This is a genomic window from Rhodovulum sp. FJ3, assembly GCF_032918305.1.
Classification (GTDB): Bacteria; Pseudomonadota; Alphaproteobacteria; order Rhodobacterales; family Rhodobacteraceae; genus SAT37.
Genome location: NZ_JAWJUU010000001.1, coordinates 733390 through 755054, shown reverse-complemented (window position 1 = coordinate 755054; position 21665 = coordinate 733390). Strand labels below are relative to the sequence as shown.

Annotated in this window: 23 protein-coding genes; 18 read left to right on the top strand and 5 right to left on the bottom strand. The window is 61.8% G+C overall.

The genetic code is table 11. The features are described from left to right. Positions 1-69: 69 nt before the first annotated feature. The 3 genes from R1W00_RS03835 to fsa are packed head-to-tail and all read right to left on the bottom strand — an operon-like array spanning position 70 to position 2409. The gene (locus R1W00_RS03835) at positions 70-1005 is read right to left on the bottom strand and encodes a tyrosine recombinase XerC (RefSeq protein ID WP_317261389.1); all 936 of its coding nucleotides are present in this window, start codon (positions 1003-1005) and stop codon (positions 70-72) included. Further along, the gene (locus R1W00_RS03830; protein ID WP_317261388.1) at positions 1002-1709 is read right to left on the bottom strand and encodes a DUF484 family protein; all 708 of its coding nucleotides are present in this window, start codon (positions 1707-1709) and stop codon (positions 1002-1004) included. Before R1W00_RS03830 ends, R1W00_RS03835 begins: the two co-directional genes overlap by 4 nt. 46 nt (positions 1710-1755) lie before the next feature. Next, the gene (gene fsa / locus R1W00_RS03825; protein ID WP_317261387.1) at positions 1756-2409 is read right to left on the bottom strand and encodes a fructose-6-phosphate aldolase; all 654 of its coding nucleotides are present in this window, start codon (positions 2407-2409) and stop codon (positions 1756-1758) included. Between the two features lie 89 nt (positions 2410-2498). On the opposite strand from fsa, the gene R1W00_RS03820 reads away from it, so the two are divergent. Next, a complete protein-coding gene (locus tag R1W00_RS03820) occupies positions 2499-4694 on the top strand; it encodes a primosomal protein N' (protein ID WP_317261386.1) in 2196 nt (731 codons plus the stop codon). Here R1W00_RS03820 and R1W00_RS03815 read toward each other — a convergent pair. Continuing rightward, positions 4691-5758 carry a YeeE/YedE family protein gene (locus R1W00_RS03815; RefSeq protein ID WP_317261385.1) on the bottom strand — a complete coding sequence of 356 codons (1068 nt, stop codon included), beginning with the start codon at positions 5756-5758 and terminating at the stop codon, positions 4691-4693. The two genes, R1W00_RS03820 and R1W00_RS03815, sit on opposite strands and share 4 nt — an antisense overlap. Positions 5759-5874: 116 nt before the next feature. On the opposite strand from R1W00_RS03815, the gene R1W00_RS03810 reads away from it, so the two are divergent. The 4 genes from R1W00_RS03810 to R1W00_RS03795 all read left to right on the top strand — a co-directional run bounded on the left by R1W00_RS03810 (position 5875) and on the right by R1W00_RS03795 (position 9168). Next, complete coding sequence (locus R1W00_RS03810; protein ID WP_317261384.1) at positions 5875-7107, top strand: MFS transporter; 1233 nt, start codon at positions 5875-5877, stop codon at positions 7105-7107. A gap of 51 nt (positions 7108-7158) precedes the next feature. Then, on the top strand, positions 7159-7809 hold the full coding sequence (gene msrA, locus R1W00_RS03805; protein WP_317261383.1) for a peptide-methionine (S)-S-oxide reductase MsrA: 651 nt from the start codon (positions 7159-7161) through the stop codon (positions 7807-7809). A 69-nt stretch (positions 7810-7878) separates the two neighbouring features. Further along, entirely contained in the window at positions 7879-8748 is an 870-nt protein-coding gene (locus R1W00_RS03800; protein WP_317261382.1) for a 50S ribosomal protein L11 methyltransferase, read from the top strand. A 72-nt stretch (positions 8749-8820) separates the two neighbouring features. Then, on the top strand, positions 8821-9168 hold the full coding sequence (locus R1W00_RS03795; protein ID WP_317261381.1) for a hypothetical protein: 348 nt from the start codon (positions 8821-8823) through the stop codon (positions 9166-9168). Between the two features lie 81 nt (positions 9169-9249). On the opposite strand, the gene R1W00_RS03790 is transcribed toward R1W00_RS03795, so the two are convergent. After that, positions 9250-9438 (bottom strand): DUF1127 domain-containing protein, encoded by a 189-nt coding sequence (locus R1W00_RS03790; RefSeq protein WP_317261380.1) that lies wholly within the window; start codon positions 9436-9438, stop codon positions 9250-9252. Positions 9439-9754: 316 nt separating this feature from the next. Here R1W00_RS03790 and ruvC point away from each other — a divergent pair, with 316 nt between their 5' ends. From ruvC to ftsH, 13 genes are all read left to right on the top strand, one after another. Next, entirely contained in the window at positions 9755-10258 is a 504-nt protein-coding gene (gene ruvC / locus R1W00_RS03785; RefSeq protein WP_317261379.1) for a crossover junction endodeoxyribonuclease RuvC, read from the top strand. After that, complete coding sequence (ruvA, locus tag R1W00_RS03780) at positions 10255-10929, top strand: Holliday junction branch migration protein RuvA (protein ID WP_317261378.1); 675 nt, start codon at positions 10255-10257, stop codon at positions 10927-10929. The genes ruvC and ruvA overlap by 4 nt, the downstream gene beginning before the upstream one ends. Positions 10930-10940: 11 nt before the next feature. Next, the gene (gene ruvB / locus R1W00_RS03775) at positions 10941-11969 is read left to right on the top strand and encodes a Holliday junction branch migration DNA helicase RuvB (RefSeq protein ID WP_317261377.1); all 1029 of its coding nucleotides are present in this window, start codon (positions 10941-10943) and stop codon (positions 11967-11969) included. A 98-nt stretch (positions 11970-12067) separates the two neighbouring features. Then, positions 12068-12691, top strand: coding sequence for a hypothetical protein (locus R1W00_RS03770; protein ID WP_317261376.1), 624 nt, complete (start codon positions 12068-12070; stop codon positions 12689-12691). After that, positions 12688-13083 (top strand): tol-pal system-associated acyl-CoA thioesterase, encoded by a 396-nt coding sequence (gene ybgC / locus R1W00_RS03765; RefSeq protein WP_317261375.1) that lies wholly within the window; start codon positions 12688-12690, stop codon positions 13081-13083. The genes R1W00_RS03770 and ybgC overlap by 4 nt, the downstream gene beginning before the upstream one ends. Positions 13084-13188: 105 nt before the next feature. Next, positions 13189-13884: a protein TolQ gene (gene tolQ / locus R1W00_RS03760; RefSeq protein WP_317261374.1), complete on the top strand. Its 696-nt coding sequence runs from the start codon at positions 13189-13191 to the stop codon at positions 13882-13884. 3 nt (positions 13885-13887) lie between these two features. Beyond that, positions 13888-14364 (top strand): protein TolR, encoded by a 477-nt coding sequence (gene tolR, locus R1W00_RS03755; RefSeq protein ID WP_317261373.1) that lies wholly within the window; start codon positions 13888-13890, stop codon positions 14362-14364. Beyond that, positions 14354-15532, top strand: a complete 1179-nt coding sequence (locus R1W00_RS03750) for a cell envelope biogenesis protein TolA (protein WP_317261372.1) — start codon at positions 14354-14356, stop codon at positions 15530-15532. The genes tolR and R1W00_RS03750 overlap by 11 nt, the downstream gene beginning before the upstream one ends. A gap of 4 nt (positions 15533-15536) precedes the next feature. After that, positions 15537-16856: a Tol-Pal system beta propeller repeat protein TolB gene (gene tolB / locus R1W00_RS03745; protein WP_317261371.1), complete on the top strand. Its 1320-nt coding sequence runs from the start codon at positions 15537-15539 to the stop codon at positions 16854-16856. A gap of 69 nt (positions 16857-16925) precedes the next feature. Further along, positions 16926-17429, top strand: coding sequence for a peptidoglycan-associated lipoprotein Pal (gene pal / locus R1W00_RS03740; RefSeq protein ID WP_317261370.1), 504 nt, complete (start codon positions 16926-16928; stop codon positions 17427-17429). Positions 17430-17451: 22 nt separating this feature from the next. After that, positions 17452-18285 carry a tol-pal system protein YbgF gene (ybgF, locus tag R1W00_RS03735; protein WP_317261369.1) on the top strand — a complete coding sequence of 278 codons (834 nt, stop codon included), beginning with the start codon at positions 17452-17454 and terminating at the stop codon, positions 18283-18285. Then, positions 18276-19514: a tRNA lysidine(34) synthetase TilS gene (tilS, locus tag R1W00_RS03730; RefSeq protein ID WP_317261368.1), complete on the top strand. Its 1239-nt coding sequence runs from the start codon at positions 18276-18278 to the stop codon at positions 19512-19514. Before ybgF ends, tilS begins: the two co-directional genes overlap by 10 nt. 69 nt (positions 19515-19583) lie before the next feature. Then, entirely contained in the window at positions 19584-21503 is a 1920-nt protein-coding gene (gene ftsH, locus R1W00_RS03725) for an ATP-dependent zinc metalloprotease FtsH (protein ID WP_317261367.1), read from the top strand. The last annotated feature ends 162 nt before the right edge of the window (positions 21504-21665 follow it).

The following is a 21665-nucleotide window of genomic DNA, read 5'->3' as shown; positions in this document are numbered from 1 at the left end:
CCTAAGTGCGGACAGGATCGCCGCACCCGCGATTCCGGGGAAATAAAGACGAAACAAGAAAACGTGAGGTTAACCGCGGGCCTTGGGGTGGGCCTTTTCATAGGCGGACATCAGATGCGCCGCATCGACCGCCGTATAGGCCTGTGTCGTCGACAGGGACGCATGCCCCAACAGTTCTTGGATAGACCGCAGATCGCCGCCAGCGGCCAACAGGTGGGTGGCAAAGCTGTGGCGCATGGCGTGGGGGGTGACGCTGCTGGGCAGGCCAAGTTGGTGGCGCACGTCCTCAATCACCTTGGAGATCAGGCGCGGGTTCAACGGCCCGCCGCGTATCCCGCGAAACAGCGGCTCATCCGGACCCAATTTATGGGGGCACTGGTTCACGTAATCGGCGACGGCGGCGCGGGCGGCGGGGATCACGGGGACGATCCGTTCCTTATCGCCCTTGCCGCGAATGCGCAGGACCTCATCCAGTTGCGCGTGCCGCCCTGTCAGCGACAGCGCCTCGGAAATCCGCAAGCCACAGCCGTAGAGCAGCGTCACAACCGCCGTATCCCGCGCGGCCACCCACGGGCGCTCGGCCTGAACCTCGACGCGGTCGATCACGGCGCGGGCGGCGTCCTCGGTCAACGGACGGGGCAGTTTGCGTTGGAATTTCGGCGCGCGCGTGGACAGGACCGGCGTCACATCCGCGCCGGTTTCCCGCGACAGCCATTTGTAAAAGGTCTTAACGGCGGATAGCGCGCGGGCAAGCGACCGTGACGATAGCCCCCGCGTGCGTTCATGCGCCATCCATGCCCGCATGTCGCGCAGGGTGATGCGGCTAAGGCGGGCGGATGAAATCGCCTCACCTGTATGGGGGACTATAAAGGCGAAAAACGCCAATAAATCGGTGCGATAGGCCGATAGAGTGTTTTCGGCGCGCCCACTGATGGCGCGTTCATAGGTTAGCCAACGATCCAGCAGATCGCCCGCGGCGGTGTCCGGCAGATTGCCCGCCGTCACGACAACCAGCGGCGCATCGCGCGCTCAAACGTGCCCGCAAAAAACGTCAGAAGATCGGTCCCCTGACTGGGCGCGAATTGGTGCGGATCCTCGGACCCCATCGCCAACAGACCGGGCAAACGACCCTCGCCAAGGTTCAGTTTCAACAGAGCCTCGGATTGGACCCAATCGCTCTCGGTGCCGTAAAGGATGCTGTCCTCGGGCACGGCTTGGCGCAGGGTGACATCGCGCGGGGTGCCAGAGCGGCCACGCGCGATGTAATCATCAATGAACCCCGGTTTTTCGACGATCAAAACCTCGTTCAGCTTGGACAGGGCACTGTCCGAACCGTCGCCCTTGGTTTCCAGCACAAGCTTGATGCAATCGACCCGCAGGATACCCGCGACCCCCGTGGCCAGATTGGTCAGGAAGGTCGCGAAATCCGTGGGTTCCAGCATCGACAGAACCGCGCGATGCACCTGATTGGTGCCCGCCAGATTGTCATAAGCCGCCGCGATGACCGAGCGATGGGTGTCCTCCAGCCGTTCTAGACGGGCCTCAAGACGTTCCATCGCCACACCGCGCAGGTCGACAATATTGGCGCCCAAACGCTTCTCGTTCGCGGCGATCAGCGCCCGCATCAGATCGTGATCCTCTAGAATCACATTCGGATCGGCGATGATCTTGTCGCGCAGATTGCGTTCGGTCAGGGCGGTTCCGCTCATGCTCGGGCCTTGGTGTTTTTGTCGTTAGCCAGAGGTTACACCAAGTTTACAGGATTTTCTGCCCTGTTTTTGCCCAATCTGCCATAAAGGCCTCAAGGCCCTTGTCGGTCAGGACGTGGTTGGCCATCGACTTGATCACGGCGGGCGGTGCAGTGGCCACATCGGCACCGATCAGCGCGGCGTCTTTCATGTGGTTCACAGTGCGCACAGAAGCCGCCAGAATCTGGGTTTCAAAACCGTAGTTGTCATAGATCGTGCGGATGTCCGCGATCAGGTCCATGCCATCGATGTTGATGTCATCCAGGCGACCGATAAAGGGCGAAATGTACGTCGCACCGGCCTTGGCAGCCAGCAGAGCCTGGTTCGCGCTAAAGCACAGGGTCACGTTCAGCTTGTTGCCCTCGTCCGACAGGACCTTACAGGCCTTCAGGCCGTCCCACGTCAGCGGAACCTTGATGCAGATGTTTTCGGCGATCTGGGCCAGCTTGCGCCCCTCGGCGATCATGTCGTCTGCTTCGGTTGCAACGACTTCGGCCGAGACGGGGCCGTCAACCAGATCACAGATCTCTTTGGTGACTTCCAGAATGTCACGACCCGATTTCATGATGATCGAGGGGTTGGTGGTGACCCCGTCGACCATGCCCAGATCGTTCAGTTCTGCAATGGCGGCCACATCGGCGGTATCGACAAAGAATTTCATTGTTCACGTCCTGCGGTTACAAGGGGATTGTTTGCGCCCGTGATAGCGCAAGCATAGATTATCGAAAACCCCTGTTACGAACCATCCGGATGAACGCGCAAGATTTCTTTGAAGAGGGAGCACTGATCGCAGTGCAGACCACCCAGCCGCTTGACCGTGCGCTGGATTACCGCGCGCCCGAAGGGGGCTGTGCCGTTGGGGCCTTTGTCGAGGTGCCTCTGGGCCCGCGCAAGGTGATCGGCGTGGTCTGGGGACCGGGCGAGGGCGGCTATGACCTGTCGCGGGTGCGGGGCGTGTCGCGGGTTCTGGATGTGGCCCCGATGGGCGAGGACATGCGCGCCTTCCTGATGCGGGCGGGGGATTACACGTTGACGCCGCTGTCCTCGATGCTGCGCCTTGCGACGCGGGCACCGGGTCTGGGCGGGGCGGTGTCGATGCGCAAGGTTTACCGGCGCGGGGATGTCGAACCCGACCGGATGACCGATGCGCGCCGCCGTGTGCTTGAGGTGTTGAACGATTACGGCGGGCTGTCCTTTACCCTGTCGGAACTGTCGGAAATGGCGGGCGTCACCACGTCTGTGGTCAAGGGGTTGGTCAAAACCGGTGCCGTGTCCGAGGAAGACGCGCCACGCGACATGCCCTATCCGCGTCTGGATCCGATGCGTGCGGGCAAGGATCTGACCGACGATCAGGCGGCGGCGGCCAAGACCCTGCGCGACGCGATTGCCGCGCGTGCCTTTGGGGCGACGATGCTGAAGGGCGTGACCGGTTCGGGCAAGACCGAGGTCTATCTAGAGGCCGTTGCGGAATGTCTGGCCCAAGGGCGGCAGGCGCTGGTCCTGTTGCCGGAAATCGCCCTGACCACCGAGTTCCTGACGCGGATTGAGGCGCGGTTTGGCGCGCGTCCCGCCGAGTGGCATTCGGGCGTGACCATGACCGAACGGCGGCGGTGCTGGAAAATGGTGGGGCAGGGCGCGGCACAGGTCGTCGTTGGCGCGCGGTCCGCGCTGTACCTGCCGTTTCAGGACCTTGGCCTGATCGTCGTGGATGAGGAACACGACAGTTCCTACAAACAAGAGGACGGTGCCCTTTATAACGCCCGCGATATGGCCGTGTTGCGGGCGTCCTATTGCGGGGCGCGGGTGGTTTTGGCATCCGCCACGCCCAGCCTTGAAACCTGGGCCAATGTCGAGGCGGGCAAATACGACCGGTTGGATCTGACGTCGCGGTTTGGCGATGCGGTTTTGCCCGAGATGAGCGCGATCGACATGCGTGATGAGGAGCTTCCGAGCAGCCGCTGGATTTCCCCGACCCTACAGGGCGAGGTCACCAAACGCGTCGCGGCGGGCGAACAATCCCTGATCTTTTTGAACCGGCGCGGCTATGCGCCCGTCACGATCTGTCGCGCCTGTGGCCATCAGATCGGGTGCGATCATTGCGATGCGCGCATGGTTGAACACCGGTTCCAGAAACGTCTGGTCTGTCACCAATGCGGCGAGACGAAACCGATCCCCGAGGCCTGTCCCAGTTGTCAGGTCGAGGGCAAGCTGGCCCCCGTCGGTCCCGGTGTCGAACGCATCGCCGAAGAGGTGTCCGACCTGTTCCCCGATGCCCGCGTGGCGGTGTTGTCCTCGGATCTCTACGGTTCGGCCCGCGCGTTGAAAGAGATGATCGAGACCATCGCGGCAGGTGGCGCGGACATCATCATCGGCACCCAGATCGTCGCCAAGGGCCATAACTTTCCCAACCTCACGCTGGTCGGGGTGATTGATGCCGATCTGGGCCTGCAGGGATCGGATTTGCGCGCGGCGGAACGGACGTTCCAACTGATGCGACAGGTGGCAGGGCGCGCGGGGCGGTCGGTGAAACCCGGTCTGGCTCTGTTGCAGACGTTTCAGCCCGAGCATCCCGTGATCCGCGCGATCCTATCGGGCGATGACGAAGGGTTCTGGCGCGCCGAGGCGGAACAGCGCAAGGCGGCGGGCGTCCCCCCGTTTGGGCGGTTGGCGGGGGTGGTTCTGTCCGGTCCCGATGCGCCGACGGTGTTTGACGTGGCGGGGCAACTGGCGCGGCGCGACGGTCCGCTGCGCGCGGTCGGGGCACAGGTATTCGGCCCCGCGCCGGCACCCATCGCCCGTGTGCGCGGACGTCACCGCGTCCGGTTGTTGATCAAGGCGGCCAAGGGTGTGCCGATCCAGAACGCCCTGCGCGATTGGGCGGCACAGGTGAAACTGCCCAACAATGTACGGCTGCAAATCGACATCGATCCGCAGAGTTTTTACTAGGTAAAGGACGGCGCGTGATGGCCCGGCTGATCGATCAGGATGTCGGTCGCCATCGCCCCGATCCACATGCAAAATAGGGCCAGCCACGCCGTCGCCACAAAGATGGACCCACCCGTGACGCCCGCGCCGATGGCACAGCCCCCCGCCAGCATCCCGCCAAAGCCCATCATCGCCGCGCCGATCATCGCGCGCTTCATATTGTCGGCGTCCTGAAAGCCCTGAAAGATCAGCTCACCGCGCAGCAGCGCCGACAGAAACGCGCCGAAAAACACGCCGGGGACAAGGCCGATGTCGAACTCGATCACCGGATTTTCCTCAAGGAAAAACATCAACATATTGGCGGATGGTCCGGTAAAGGTCGCGCTTTCGATCTGGACTGGATCAAACGCCACTTGGGCCAGTGCGAATGTCGAAATCCACCCCACGGCCACGGCAAACCCGACGCCCGAGGCAAACACCAGAACCCGCGCCGAGATGCGGTTGCGGAGGGACACAAAGATCGCGAACACGGCCAATCCCGCGCCAAACACCAACCCCGTCGCATCGGGCAGGTGCAGCGCGGCCAACAGGTCCACGTTCTTGCCCCCCGGCGTGACCCAGAGCGCGGCCAAATTGTTGCGCAGCGGGGCCAGCCACCCGTGCAACGACATCTGCGCCACCACCGCGAAAATCAGGCCCGACACCACAGAACGCAGGTTGCCAGTCGCCGCCAGAACCAGCAATCGCCCCGAACAACCCCGCGCCAGAACCATGCCCGCGCCAAACATCAACCCGCCGATGATCGCGCCCGACCATGATCCGGTGACGGCCATCATTCGCGCGTCGCTGGCACGCATCAGGCCCAGCATCTGCGCCCCCTGCACCCAGAAGATCGCGGTCGAAAAGGTCAACAGCCACACCGACACCCGCGTCCCCATCCGGCCCCGCGCGAATTCCACCGTCGCCGCGCGCAGACAGAACGCGGATCGTTGCGCCGAGAACCCGAACAACACGCCCGTCAGCAATCCAAGGATCAGCGCCGTGTGCGTTTCGCCCAGCGTCTCGACAAGTGGCAGGATATCCATAGTGACCCCATACATTGATTTTCGTGAATGTATAATGCGGGCGCACACCGATCCTTGATCTGGATCAGGCGTAAATTGACCTCGTCAATGACACGCGCTGGGGCTAACGATGGGCTATGTTCGAATCTGTTTCCCTGAATGACATTGATCACCTGCCGCGCTGGCGTCGTCCGGTGGTTCTGTTGATCCTGATGTCGATTGCGATGCCCGTGGCCTTTGCCACGTGGTCGGCGCTGCTGAATAACTTTGTGATCGAGGTCGCGGATTTTACGGGCAAGGAAATCGGCCTGCTGCATTCCGTGCGCGAAATTCCGGGGTTTCTGGCGGTCGGGGTGATCGCGTTGATCATGTTCATCCGCGAACAGGTTCTGGGCCTGATTGCGCTGCTGCTACTCGGGGTGGCGACGGCGGTGACGGCGTGGTATCCGTCGCTTGGCGGGATTTTGACCATCACCATGCTTAGTTCAATCGGGTTTCACTACTATGAGACCGTGAACCAGAGCCTCCAGCTTCAGTGGATCGACAAGGGACGCGCGCCGCAGGTTCTGGGATGGCTGGTCGCGGCGGGGTCTGCGGCGTCGCTGGTCGCCTATAGCATTCTGGTGCTGACATGGGGGCCGCTGGGCCTGACCTATAACATTGTTTACATGATCGCAGGCGGGTTCACCGTTCTGGTCACGCTGTTCTGTATCGCCGCCTTTCCACAGTTCGAAACGCCTCATCCACAGGTTAAGAAATTCATCCTGCGCCGTCGCTATTGGCTGTATTACCTGCTGCAATTCATGGCCGGTGCGCGGCGTCAGATTTTCGTGGTGTTTGCGGCCTTTATGATGGTCGAACTGTTCGGGTTCGAGGTGCATGAGGTGACCGGCCTGTTCCTGTTGAACTTTGTCGCGAACATGGTTTTCGCTCCCCTGATGGGCAAGGCCGTCGGCAAATGGGGCGAACGGCGCGCGCTGGCGTTTGAATATGTGGGCCTGATCGCGGTGTTTCTGGCCTATGGCGGGATTTACTATTTCGGATGGGGCGTGGTTTTGGCGGCGGCCCTCTATGTGATCGACCATCTGTTTTTCGCGCTGGCCTTTGCCCTGAAAACTTATTTCCAGAAAATCGCCGATCCGGGTGATATCGCGCCCACGGCGGCGGTGGCCTTTACCATCAACCATATCGCGGCGGTGGGCCTCCCGACGGTTCTGGGCATCCTGTGGGTGGCCTCGCCCGCGGCGGTGTTTTTGCTGGCGGCGGGGATGGCTTCGGTGTCTCTGATCCTTGCCCTGATGATCCCGCGCCACCCCGAACCGGGGTATGAGACCGTGTTCTCACGCGGACGTCACGTGGCGCGCGCATAGAAATCCGCGCGGCGCACCCTATATTCTGGGCAGATCACAAAGGAGCATCCCATGTTCGGTTTCGCCCGCAAAAAGGTTGAGATGATCGCGCCCGCCGACGCCCTGCCAGGGCGCGAGACGCCGATCCCCACCGCGCCCAAACATTTCCTGTCCGGTATCGACCTGAAATCCCCAGTGCCGGACGGCATGGAGGAAGCCATGTTCGGCATGGGCTGTTTCTGGGGTGTGGAGCGTCTGTTCTGGAACACCGATGGCGTTTGGCTGTCGATGGTGGGCTATGCGGGCGGCTATACCCCGAACCCGACCTATCAAGAGACCTGTACGGGCCAGACCGGCCATAATGAGGTCGTGCGCGTGATCTTTGATCCCGCCCGCGTCACCTATGAACAACTGCTGCAAGTGTTCTGGGAGGGGCACGACCCGACCCAAGGCATGCGTCAGGGCAATGATATGGGCACGCAGTACCGCTCGGGCATCTACACCTATTCGCCCGAACAACAGGCCGCCGCGCTGGCGTCCAAGGCCGCCTTTGCCCCGCGTCTGTCGGACGCCGGATATGGTGCCATCACGACCGAAATCATCCCCGCGCCGGTGTTCTATTACGCCGAGGATTACCACCAGCAATACCTTGCCAAAAATCCGAACGGGTACTGCGGGTTGGGCGGCACCGGCGTGTCCTGTCCCATCGGGGTGGGCGTTTAGGGCCTGTTTGGCTTGACCACTGGCGGGCGCGTGGCTATCGACCAAACAACACTGATAGGAGCCCGCGCCATGCCGACCTTTACCGCCCTGACGACCCTGACCGGCAAGGACGCCGCCGAAGCCCTTGGTGAGGCGATGGAAACGCTGATCCCCGAACCCTATGGCGTCGGTGTGTTCGAGATCGAGGACGGCTCGGGTCTGTGGGAGGTTGGCGGCTATTTCAACGAGGCCCCCGATGTGGCCGGTCTGGCCCTGTTGGCCACGATGCATCAGGCCAAGGATTTCACCGTTTCCGAACTGCCCGACGTGGATTGGGTGGCCAAGGTCAAACGCGAACTGGCCCCCGTCGTTGCGGGCCGGTTCTTTGTTTACGGCAGCCACGATGCTGATCAGATCCCCGAGGGCTCGGTCGCGCTGTTGATTGAGGCGGCGATGGCGTTCGGCACGGGGCACCATGGCACGACGCTTGGCTGTTTGCGGGCGCTGGACCTGCTGGCCGAACGCGGGTTTGTCGGCAAAAACGTCGCTGATATTGGCTGTGGCACGGCGGTTCTGGCGATGGCGGCGGCCAAGATCTGGGACGGGGTCATGATGGCCAGCGACATTGATCAGGTCGCCGTGGACGTGGCCGAGGCCAACGTGACCGCCAACGATCTTGCGGGCCGCGTGAAATGTGTCGAGGCCGCCGGTTTCGATCACCCCGACCTACAGGCCAAAGCGCCCTTTGATCTGGTGTTCGCTAATATTCTAAAGGGGCCGCTGATCGCGCTGTCCCCCGATATGGCCAGCAATATCCAATCCGGCGGCTATGCGATTCTGTCCGGCATTCTGAACCCCCAAGCCGATGAAGTTGTCGCAACTTATGGTGAAAACGGGTTTACTGTTATCAATCGTGAAGAAATCACCGACTGGACCTGCCTATTGTTGCAAAAACAGTAGGTCGTGCGCCACACTTCTGCCCCACTTTCTGCGTAAAAAACACACAGGTGGGGCCAGTGTAGGAGTGTGTTTATGGCTGACCCTTATATGAGGGATTTCCAAGGACGGCTGAAACGTATCGAACGCATCCACAAGCGTGGCGGCGGGTTCGAGGCGGCTGGCACTTTGGGACGTTCTAGCTATCGTCAGCCCGCACAAAAGCGGTCGCTTATGCGGCCTCTGATCTTGGTGCTGGGTTGTGCTGTGATGCTCAAGGCGGGTCTGTACGCACAGATTGGCCCTGTGGATTATGCGGAACGTGTGGACCGTCTGCGTCAGGGGACCGAGGTTGAACAAATCGGTGCCTATGTGATGCAGGCAGACGCGGTCACCATCGCGATTTCGGATTTTTTGAAGGAACTCTTCAAAACACCCGTTTGACCGGTGCCATTTCGGCAAAAGAAAACCCCGCGCGGTCGTACCGGGCGGGGTTCAATTTTTTCGAGGTGTCATAAATGCCTCTTAGCGCAGCTTCTGGATATCGCTGCGGGTCAGACCGATGTCCGACAGAGTTTCGTCGCTGAGGTCCGACAAAACGTCTTGGGTTTTGCGGGTTTCCATCCAGTCCATGACGGCGGAAACGACGTGGTAGATGGCCGACGACAGACCCAGATCGGTCAGCGCGGGACGGTAGATGTCGTATGCACGCATTGGAGCGCCCTTTCAGTTTTCAAAGTGCCTATTTATTGGTGATTGCCATCTAAATATCGCCCGCTTTTCGCACAAGAATGATATTTGTCATCCCTGACATGCTGCAACTGCATAGCTTAGGGTGGCTAACAAGCTGTTGAAAAACTTTAATAAAACTGTGTTCTGGTGTCGCGATCCCGCATCTGGGTGTCGCGTTTAGAACAGGATCGCGCGAAATGCTCTGAAAACGACATTTCGCGGGGAAAACCTATTCATCCTAGCCGATGTTCACTTTTCGTGCTACTTGGGGTCAAAAGCAGAACAAAATGAGGCGAGCATGCGTGTTTTGGGAATAGACCCGGGGCTACGGAACATGGGCTGGGGCGTGATTGAGGTGAACGGATCGCGAATCGCGCATGTTGCCAACGGGATTTGCCACACGGCCAAGGGCGAATTGGCGGACCGGCTGTTGTCTCTGCATGATCAGTTGCAGGCGGTGATCGAACGTTATGTGCCCGACACGGCGGCGGTCGAACAGACCTTTGTGAACAAGGACGGGGTCGCGACCCTAAAGCTGGGTCAGGCGCGGGCGATTGCCCTGTTGGTGCCGGCCAAAGCGGGGCTCAGCATCGGGGAATACGCCCCGAACGCGGTTAAAAAGACCGTGGTCGGTGTGGGCCATGCCGCGAAACAACAGATCGATCATATGGTGCGCCTGCAATTGCCGGGCGTGCAAATCGAAGGGCCGGATGCCGCCGATGCCTTGGCCATCGCGCTGTGCCACGCCCATCATTCACAGAGCGCGGGGCGTCTGGCCGCCGCAGTGGGGCGGGCACGATGATTGGCAAGCTGAGCGGACGGATCGATTATCGCGGCACGGACCATGTTTTGTTGGATGTGCGCGGGGTGGGATATATCGTCTATGTTTCTGAACGGACCATGGCCGCACTGCCCCGTGCAGGGGAGTTCACCGCGCTTTATACCGAACTGATGGTGCGCGAAGACCTGATGCAGTTGTTTGGGTTTACCTCACTGGTGGAAAAGGAATGGCATCGCCTGTTGATCAGCGTGCAGGGCATCGGGGCCAAAGCGTCGATGGCGATCCTTGGGACGTTGGGACCGGATGGCGTCTCGCGCGCAATTGCGCTGGGTGATTGGACGGCGGTCAAGGCCGCGCCAGGTGTCGGTCCCAAGATCGCGCAACGCGTTGTGAATGAGCTAAAAGACAAGGCACCCACGGTTATGGCGATGGGCGCGGCGGTCAACACCGTGTCCACCCAGACGGATGCGGTGATCGACGATGAACCGGTTTCGGTGCCGACACCCGTCGCCACGCCGCAACCTGTGCAGACCGCGAACACCCAATCCGAGGCCCTGTCGGCCCTGTCAAACCTTGGCTATAGCCCGTCCGAGGCCGCCAGCGCCGTGGCACAGGCCGCAGGGGATGAACCCGAGGCCAGCACAGCCGATTTGATCCGCACGGCCTTGCGTCTATTGGCACCAAAGGGGTAATCGGTTGATCTATGGAAAGCCCTGATCCCACCCTGCGCCCCGAGCGTCAGCCCGAAGATTCCGACCGCGCCCTGCGCCCGCAGGGGTTGGACGAATTCATCGGTCAGGCCGAGGCGCGCGCGAACCTGCGCGTGTTCATCGAAAGCGCGCGGCGGCGCGGTGAGGCGATGGATCACACCCTGTTTCATGGTCCGCCGGGGTTGGGGAAAACCACGCTGGCCCAGATCATGGCGCGCGAATTGGGCGTGAATTTCAAAATGACCTCGGGGCCTGTATTGGCCAAGGCGGGGGATCTGGCGGCGATCCTGACCAATCTGGATGCGCGCGATGTTCTGTTTATTGACGAAATCCACCGCATGAACCCCGTGGTCGAGGAGGTTCTCTATCCCGCGATGGAGGATTTTGAACTGGACCTTGTGATTGGCGAGGGGCCTGCGGCGCGCACGGTGCGCATTGAGTTGCAGCCCTTTACGCTGGTCGGGGCGACGACGCGGTTGGGATTGCTGACCACGCCGTTGCGCGACCGGTTCGGCATTCCGACGCGGTTGCAGTTTTATAATGTCGATGAGTTGTTCGAGATCGTGACGCGCGGGGCGCGGTTGTTGGGCGTTCCGGCGGAACCCGAGGGCGCGCGCGAGATCGCCAAGCGCGCCCGTGGCACGCCGCGGATTGCGGGGCGCCTGTTGCGCCGCGTGGTCGATTTCGCGGTGGTTGAGGGCGACGGACGCATCACCGCCGAGATCGCCGACAGTTCCCTGACACGGTTGGGCGTCGATGACATGGGGTTGGACGGGGCGGATCGCCGGTATCTGCGCCTGATCGCCGAGAATTATGGCGGTGGGCCCGTCGGGATCGAGACCCTGTCGGCGGCCTTGTCCGAGAGCCGCGATGCATTGGAAGAGGTGATCGAGCCCTATTTGTTGCAGCAGGGGTTGATCCAGCGCACGCCGCGCGGCCGGATGTTGGCGCAAAAGGGCTGGACCCAGATCGGCTTGCCCATGCCCGATGCGGGGCGCGCGGGTGATCTGTTCAGCAGTTGAGTATTTTTGCCAAGATGAAGGGGGCAGGGCGTGCTTGAGCCCCGTCTGCGTTGCCTTTATGTCAGGGGGAACTGGCGCGGGATGCGGAAGGATGTGCGATGAGCCCTGAGACGGTGGAGGCCCTGTTTACACGCGGCGACGGGCGCTATGCCTTTGCGCGCTGGGGGCGGCCGATTGTGCCGGTGGTGTTTGGCGTGACCGAGGAGAGCCTTGGGGTGTTCAAAGGCGCATGTGAAGCGGTGGTCGCGATGGCCGGTCACAAGATGGCAGAGACCGACCCCGAGTTGGGCGCGAATTTCATGATCTTTTTCGTCCAGTCGTGGGACGAGTTGGCCGAGACGCCGAATTTGGACCGTTTGGTGCCGGATCTGGACGGGGTTGTCGCGCGGTTGCAGGGCAGTAACGCGAACCAGTACCGGTTTTTTCGGTTTGATCCGGATGGGTCGATCAAGGCCTGTTTCACATTCTTGCGGATGGACCGCGATATGCAGAAACAGTCGGCGGATGTGATTGCGCTTGGCCAGATCGTGCAGGGTATTGTGTTGTGGTCGGATCAGGCCTTTGCCGAGCGCAGTCCGCTGGCCCTGACGCCCGAGGGGGTGACGGTGTTGCGCCCCGATGTGGCCGATGTGATCCGCGCGGCCTATGATCCGGTGATGCCGGTTGCAGCAGAGGATGCCAGCCACGCCCTGCGTTTGGCGGCGCGATTGGGGGCGGCATGAAGGCGCATCATCATCAGGTTCGGGTCTATTACGAAGACACCGATATGGCGGGGATTGTCTATTACGCCAATTACCTGAAGTTCATTGAACGCGGGCGCAGCGAATGGGTGCGCAGCATCGGGATTGATCAGGCGCGGTTGAAGAAAGAGGGTATGTTCTTTGCGGTGCGTAAGGTGGATGCCGATTTCCTGCGTCCTGCGGTGTATGACGATGTTCTGACGGTCGAGACGGTTGTGGAATCGCAGACCGGCGCGCGGTTGAACCTGATCCAGCGGGTGTTGCGCGAGGGTGAAGAGATCTTTACCGCCAAAGTTATGATCGTTTCCCTGTCTGTCGATGGGTATCCGGTGGCGCTTCCGGCGGATATTCGCCAATTGTTGACAGAGAATTGAGCAAAGAGCGTCCATCGCGCGGTTGTGTTGGATTTTCCCCTTAAAAGCCTGTAGTCTGACGCGTAATCAGAGCCGGACCAATTCGGCCCAACAACGAGCAGGCATATGGATACCCAAACACTTGCGGCCGCGCAGGAGATCGATTTCTCCATGCTGGCCCTATTTGCACGTGCGACGATTACCGTCAAAATCGTGATGATCATGTTGATTGCGGCCTCTTTCTGGAGTTGGGCGATCATCATCCAGAAAACCATTTCCTATCGCGCGGCCCGTCGGGAGGCGGATGCCTTTGATGCGGCGTTCTGGTCGGGTGAGCCGTTGGATGAATTGTTTGATCAAATCGGGGCCGAGCCGAACGGCGCCTCCGAGAGGGTCTTTGCCGCCGGTATGATGGAATGGCGGCGCAGTCACCGGCAGGATGGCAAGCTGATCCCTGGTGCCGCGCCGCGGATTGACCGGTCGATGGATGTGGCGATTGCCAAGGAATCCGAGGCGATGACGGGCGGGTTGTCCTTCCTTGCGACGGTTGGCTCAACGGCCCCGTTTGTGGGTCTGTTCGGCACCGTTTGGGGCATCATGCACGCGTTTGAGGAAATCGCGCGTCAGCAAAACACCAGCCTTGTCGTCGTGGCCCCCGGTATTGCCGAGGCCTTGTTGGCGACGGCGCTGGGTCTGTTGGCGGCTATTCCGGCGGTGGTGTTTTACAACAAACTGTCGGCGGACAGCGACCGTATCCTTGGCGGGTACGAGGCGTTTGCGGATGAGTTTTCGACGATTCTGTCGCGCCAGTTGGACAGCTGATCCATGGGCGCGGGTGTCATCAAACGCAAAAGCAATCACCGGCGGCGGCGTGGTCGCAGCGGTGGTTCGGCGGCGATGTCGGAAATCAACGTCACGCCCTTTGTGGACGTGATGTTGGTTCTGCTGATCATTTTCATGGTGGCTGCGCCCCTGTTGACGGTGGGCGTGCCGGTGGAATTGCCGGAAACGGCGGCCGAACCCCTGCCCGGGGAACAGGAAGAGCCGTTGACCGTGACCCTGACCGCGGGCGGTGAGATCATGGTGCAAACCACGGCGACGCCTGCGGCGGAACTGGTGGGTAAGCTGCGTGCGATTGCCGCCGAACGGGACAGCAACCGTATCTTCCTGCGCGCGGATGGGGCCGTGCCCTATGAGCGTGTAGCGCAGGTTATGGGCGCACTGAATGCCGCAGGATTTCGCGACATCGGTCTGGTGACCGAGAGCGGTGGGCCGGATCTGGATGATGGAATTGGCGAATAAACCAGGCCCGATGAAATGGGGGCTCTATATCTCGGGGGCGGGCCATGGTGGCCTGATCCTGTGGATGTTGCTGGGCGGATTGTTTTCCGCGCCACGCCCTGAGCCATTGGACGTCGCGCCCGTGTCGCTGATCTCGGCCGAGGAATTCGCGGCCCTGACCGCTGAGGCCTCTGCGCCGCGCGCGGTTGAGGAAGAACAGCCAGAGCCACCCAGTGTCGACAGTGCCCCGCGCCCCCAAGCGCGCCCCGAGCCAGAGCCCGCGCCGGAACCCGAGCCCGCGCCGGAACCGGAACCCGTGCCCGAACCCGAGCCGGCCCCCGCACCGGAACCCGAACCGACGCCCGAGCCTGAGCCGGTTATCGAAACCCCGCCCCAACCCGTGGTGCCCGAGGTCGACAATGCGCCGGTGACGCCGACGGTTTTGCCCGACACCGCACCGCCCGTTGCCGCCGATCGCGTCACGGATGAGGTCGTCGCGGCCCCCGATCCCGATGTGCGCATTGACGAGGTGGATCAGGTTCGCCCCGAACCCGCCGAACTGCCCTCTGAGACGCCGGTCGAGGTCGCACCGGAAAGCACCGCGCGTGAACAATCCACGACGCAGATCGTGACCGAGGCGGATCAGCCCGATGAAAATTCGTTGGGGATCAGCGCGGCCATCCGCCCGCGTCCCCGCCCGAACCGCCCCGCGCCCACGCCGGAACCGGACCCCGAACCCGTGACCGAAACCGCCACCGCGCCGGAGGCTGAGCCGACGCCCGACACATCCTCGGCGGTTAATGACGCCCTTGCCGAGGCGTTGGGGGGCTCTACGCAAACGTCGGGCAATGGCTCCGCGCGGGTTGGTCCGCCCCTGACCCAAGGGGAACAGGACGCGTTTCGCGTTGCGGTTCAGGGATGTTGGACGGTTGATCCGGGCTCACCCACGTACCAAGTGGTGCTAACAGTGGGCATGGATATGCAAGAGGACGGTCGCGTTGTGTCCAGTTCGTTGGAGCTGTTGTCGGCAAGTGGTGGCGATACGACCACCGTGCAGACGGCCTATGAGGCCGCACGACGCGCCATTCTGCGGTGCCAGAGCCAAGGCCGGAACGGCTATGATCTGCCCGCCGAGAAATATGATCAGTGGAGTCGAATTGAACTGACATTCGACCCGAGAACGAGGTGATCTCATGTTGCGACTTTTGACTATTCTGGCTGTGGTGATCGCGGGGGCGGTGTCCCCTGCGGTGGCGCAAAACGGTCCGTTGCGGATCACGATCAACCAAGGTGTGACCGAACCGGTCCCCATGGCCGTGCCGACCTTTGTGGCCGAAACGCCCGACGCTGCGAAATACGCCGAGGACATCTCGCGTCTGGTGGCGGCGGATTTGGTGAACACCGGATTGTTCCGCGAAATCCCGCAGACCGCGTTCATCTCGCGCGTCACCAGCTTCGATAGCCCCGTGCAATACGCCGACTGGAAAGCGATCAACGCCCAAGGTCTGATCACCGGTGCGGTCAGCGTCTCGGGCGACCGGATCACGGTGAAGTTCCGATTGATCGACGTGTTCGCCGAGGCGCCGTTGGGCGATGGTCTGCAATTTGGCGGCACCACCACCGCGTGGCGTCGCGTGGCGCATAAGGTCGCCGATCAGGTCTACAGCCGCATCACTGGTGAGGCGGGCTATTTCGACAGCCGCGTTGCGTTCATCGCCGAAACCGGCACCAAGGGACAGCGTCAGAAACGTCTGGCCGTCATGGATTATGACGGCGCGGGCGTTCAATACCTGACCCGCGGCGATAGCATCGTTCTGGCCCCGCGCTTTTCGCCCAATGGCGACCGGTTGCTGTACACCAGCTATGACACCGGTTTTCCGCGGATCTATGTGATCAACACCGCCGGTGGCGGGGTGCGTGCATTGGACGAACAGCCGGGCACGATGACGTTCTCGCCGCGCTTTTCGCCGGACGGAAACACGATCCTGTTCTCGGTCGCGCAAGGCGGCAACACGGACCTTTATTCGATGTCTCTTTCGGGGGGCGGTCGCACCCGCCTGACCAGCGCGCCGTCGATTGAAACCGCGCCCAGCTTTGCGCCCGATGGCCGCCAGATCGTGTTCGAAAGCGACCGCTCGGGGTCGCAACAACTGTACATTATGCCTGTCACCGGGGGCGAACCGCGCCGGATCAGCTTTGGCCCCGGTCGCTATTCCACGCCCGTTTGGTCGCCGCGCGGTGACATGATCGCGTTCACCAAACAGCATCAGGGCCGGTTCCATATCGGTGTGATGCGCGTGGATGGTTCGGGCGAGCGTCTGTTGACGTCATCGTTTCTTGACGAGGGCCCGACGTGGTCGCCCAATGGGCGTGTGATCATGTTCACGCGCGAAACATCGGGGGCAAGCGGCTCGGCTGCGCTCTATTCCGTTGACGTGTCGGGGCGCAATCTGCGCAAGGTGCCGGTCAGTACCGGTGCCTCTGACGCAAGCTGGTCGCCATTGCTGCCCTAAGGCACAGAGTTGAAAACAATTGCCGCGCTGATAGGCTGGCGCGGCACCACATATCCAAGGACGCGTTCCATGACTTCTTTCAAACTATCCCTGATCGCACTGGCCGCGCTGGGTTTGGCGGCCTGTTCTGACAACAGCAGTTTCGACAACGCCGGCGCCGGTGGTGCAAACGGCGGCTTTGCCTCGGGCAGTGCGTCTGACCCGACCTCGGTCGCGTATTTCCAACAGACCGTTGGCGATCGCGTATTCTTTGCCGTCGATCAAAGCACCCTGTCCGCCCAAGCGACCAGCGTTCTGGACCAACAGGCCACGTGGCTGATGGCCAACGCCGCCTATACCGTCGTGATCGAGGGTCACGCCGACGAACAGGGCACGCGGGAATACAACCTTGCCCTTGGGGCGCGTCGCGCGAACTCGGTTCAGGAATATCTGGTGTCGCGCGGTGTCTCGCCCGCACGCGTGCGCACGGTCAGCTATGGTAAGGAACGTCCGCTGGCGCTGTGCTCGGCTGAATCGTGCTATGCGGAAAACCGTCGCGCGGTTACGGTCGTGACCGCAGGCGGCAACAGCTAATCCAAAACCCAGAGGGGGCGTTATGGGGCAATTGCATCGGATCGTGGCCGGGATCGGCCTGAGTGTTTTGACGGCGCTGCCCGTGGCGGCCCAATCGCAGGCCGAGACGCTGGCCGATATCCGCCAGCAACTCAGCGTCCTCTATGTCGAGGTGCAGCGGCTGAACCGTGAACTGTCCACCACCGGCGGGGTTGCCGGTGGGGCGGGCACGTCGGGATCGGCGTTGCAGCGCATCGACGCGATGGAGGCGCAGTTGCAATCGCTGACCGCCCATACCGAAGAGCTTGAGTTCCGCATCACATCCGTGGTGCGGGACGGCACCAACCGCATTGGCGATCTTGAATTCCGCCTGTGCGAATTGGAACCCGATTGCGACATCGGTTCGCTTGGGGAAACGCCGACCCTTGGCGGAGTGGACACGACCGTGAACGTGCCGGTGCCGCCCGCGACGGGTGGCGACACCGTGCAATTGGCCGTGGGCGAACAGTCCGATTTCGACGCGGCGAAATCCGCGCTGGATCAGGATCGTTTCGCCGAGGCCGCCCAGCAATTCGCGACCTTTGCCCAGACCTATCCCGGCAGTCCCTTGACCGGTGAGGCACATTATTACCGTGGTGTCGCTTTGGGCCAATCGGGCGACACAGCCAATGCCGCCCGCGCCTATCTGGAGAGCTTTAGCGGCTCTCCCCAAGGGACGGTCGCGCCGCAGGCTCTGTTCGAACTGGGTATGGCGTTGAACGAATTGGGCCAATCGCATGAGGCCTGTGTGACCTTGGGCGAGGTCGGCACGCGGTTCCCTGCGTCGTCGGTCGCGCTGGACGCAAACGCCGCGATTCAGTCCATCGGATGCAACTAAGCGCGCTTGGCGATCTGATCTCAAACGCCGTTCGGGACGCGGGTGTCGCGTCCTTGGGTCTGGCCGTGTCCGGCGGGGGCGATAGCATGGCCCTGCTGCACGCGGCGGCGGGGCTTGATGGACCGGCCGTGCGTGCCGTCACGGTGGATCACGGTCTACGTCCCGAGGCACGGGATGAGGCCGCGTTGGTAGCGCGGACCTGCGCCGATCTGGGCGTGGCGCATGATATCCTGACATGGGACGGCTGGGACAATCGCGGCAACCTTCAAGGTGCGGCGCGCGCGGCGCGATATGCCCTGATGCGCGATTGGGCGGGGGCGCATGGCATCGACGCGATTGCATTGGCGCACACCCGCGATGATCAGGCGGAAACGGTTTTGATGCGGCTGGCGCGCAAGGGCGGGGTGGACGGTCTGTCCGCCATGTCGCCCCTGCGTCGGGCCGACGGAATCACGTGGCTGCGCCCGTTTCTGGACGTGGGGCGCGCCGATTTGCGCGCGGCGTTAAATGGCGTCGGTGCCAAATGGGTTGAGGACCCGTCGAATGATGATCCGCGTTTTGACCGTATTCGTGTGCGCGGCGCGATGGACCAATTGGCCGAGATCGGTATTGATGCGTCGGCCCTATCGGCGGTGGCCCGTAACATGCAAACCGCCCGCGCCGCACTGGACGCCGTCACGGCAGAGGCGTTGCGCGACCACGCGACCCTCATTGGCGGGGATGTGGTGATTCAACGCGCGGGATTTGAGGCGCAATCGTCAGAAATCCGTCGCCGGATGCTGCTTGAGGCCCTGAAATGGGTCGCCTCGGCGGCATATGGCCCACGGGCAAGCGCGCTTGGCGATCTAGAGACCACGGTGATGGCGGGCGGGCGCCACACGGTGCACGGGTGTCTGATTGACGCGGATCAGACCACCATCACGATCGGACGCGAATGGAATGTGATTTCCGGCGTGACGGCAGGGATTGGTCAGGTTTGGGATGGGCGTTGGGTGGTTTCCGGCCCCGAAAACAACGGCTTGTCCATCGCGGGCCTTGGTGGTGCGGGGTGGAGCCGACTGAGGTCGGAAATCGAACCGGCCCTGCCCAGACAGGCGGCGATAACAACCCCCGCGGTCTGGTCCGGCACGGAATTAATCGCCGCGCCCGCCGCCGGATGGGCCAATGGATACGAGGCTCGGCTGAACAACGCGGTCGATGGGCCCTTTTCTTGCATTATATCGCATTGAACCTCAGACGCTTATGTCTATTTTAAGGGGTGGCCGCAGTTTCTGCCGTCCAATTCTAAGGAGTGCATCGTGGGCAACGCACGTAACATCGCTTTCTGGGTCGTACTGTTTCTATTGATCCTGGCCTTGTTCAACCTGATCAGTGGCGGTCAGACGACGATGTCGTCGCAGACGGTCAGCTATTCCGAATTCGTTCAGAGCGTAGAGGCCGGTGAGGTCTCGTCGGTTACCCTTGACGGGGAACGCGCCCTGATCCGCCGCAATGACGGCACCAATGTTTCGACCATCATCCCCGACGGCACCGACGTGACCGAACGTCTGTTGGACAACGGTGTGAATGTGACGGGCGAACCGCAGGAACAAAACGGCCTGTTGTCCTATGTTGGCACGCTGCTGCCCTTCCTGATCCTGATCGGCATCTGGATTTTCCTGATGAACCGGATGCAGGGCGGTGGCCGTGGTGGCGCGATGGGCTTTGGCAAAAGCCGCGCGAAACTGCTGACGGAAAAGCAGGGGCGCGTGACCTTTGACGACGTGGCCGGCATTGATGAGGCCAAGGACGAACTGGAAGAGATCGTCGAGTTCCTGCGCAATCCGCAAAAATTCAGCCGCCTCGGCGGTAAGATCCCCAAAGGCGCGCTGCTGGTCGGCCCTCCGGGGACCGGTAAAACCCTGCTGGCCCGTGCAATCGCGGGTGAGGCGGGCGTGCCGTTCTTTACCATCTCGGGCTCGGACTTTGTCGAGATGTTCGTCGGTGTTGGTGCATCGCGTGTGCGCGACATGTTCGAACAGGCGAAAAAGAACGCCCCCTGTATCGTGTTCATCGACGAGATCGACGCCGTTGGCCGTTCGCGTGGCGTAGGCTATGGCGGTGGTAACGACGAACGCGAACAGACGCTGAACCAGCTGCTGGTCGAAATGGACGGCTTTGAGGCGAACGAGGGGATCATCATCGTCGCCGCAACCAACCGCCCCGACGTTCTGGACCCCGCGCTGCTGCGCCCCGGTCGTTTCGACCGTCAGGTTCAGGTGCCCAACCCCGACATCAAAGGCCGCGAGAAAATCCTTGGCGTTCATGCGCGCAAGGTGCCGCTGGGCCCGAATGTCGATCTGCGTATTATCGCCCGTGGCACGCCCGGTTTCTCGGGTGCCGATCTGGCGAACCTCGTGAACGAGGCCGCGCTGATGGCTGCGCGTGTTGGCCGTCGCTTTGTCACGATGGAAGATTTCGAAAACGCCAAGGACAAGGTGATGATGGGCAGCGAGCGTCGCTCGATGGTCATGACCGAGGACGAAAAGAAACTGACCGCCTATCACGAAGCCGGTCACGCCATTGTCGGTCTGAACGTGCCCCAGCATGACCCGATCCACAAGGCCACGATCATTCCGCGGGGCCGTGCTCTGGGTCTGGTTCTGTCGCTGCCCGAACGCGATCAGCTGTCGGTGAGCTATACCAAATACACCTCGAAAATCGCGATGGCTATGGGTGGCCGTGTGGCCGAGGAACTGATCTTTGGGCCGGAGAACGTGACCTCGGGCGCGTCGTCGGACATCCAACAGGTGACCCGCATCGCGCGCGCAATGGTGACGCAATTCGGCTTTGACCCTGAACTGGGTTATGTCGACTACGCCAACGAACAAGATAGCTATCTTGGCAACTATGGCGGCGGCACGAACCATTCGGGCATCACCCAGAAAACCATCGACGACAAGATCAAGGCGCTGGTGGATGAGGGCTATGAGACCGCGAAACGCATCCTGACCGAAAAGGCCGAGGATCTGGAACGTCTGGCGCAGGGTCTGCTGGAATACGAAACCCTGACCGGCGACGAGATCACCAAGGTCATCGCGGGCGAACCTCTGAAGCGCGGCGATGATGAGGACAACTCGTCCGACAATGGCTCGGCCCCGTCGCTGACGGCAGTGCCTAAAACGACCAAGCCCAAGTCGGACGATGGGTCGGGTATGGAACCCGAGCCCACCGCCTAAGACGGTCTGAACATCATTCACAGCCCCGGTTGCACATGCGCCGGGGCTGTTTCGTTTCGGGACGCGGCGTTTCCGAAATGAAACGGGGAACGGCGATTCCCACCCCTTGCAGGTCGGTTTCCAGAATGCGCACGGGACCGACAGCCGCTATGACGGGCGCGA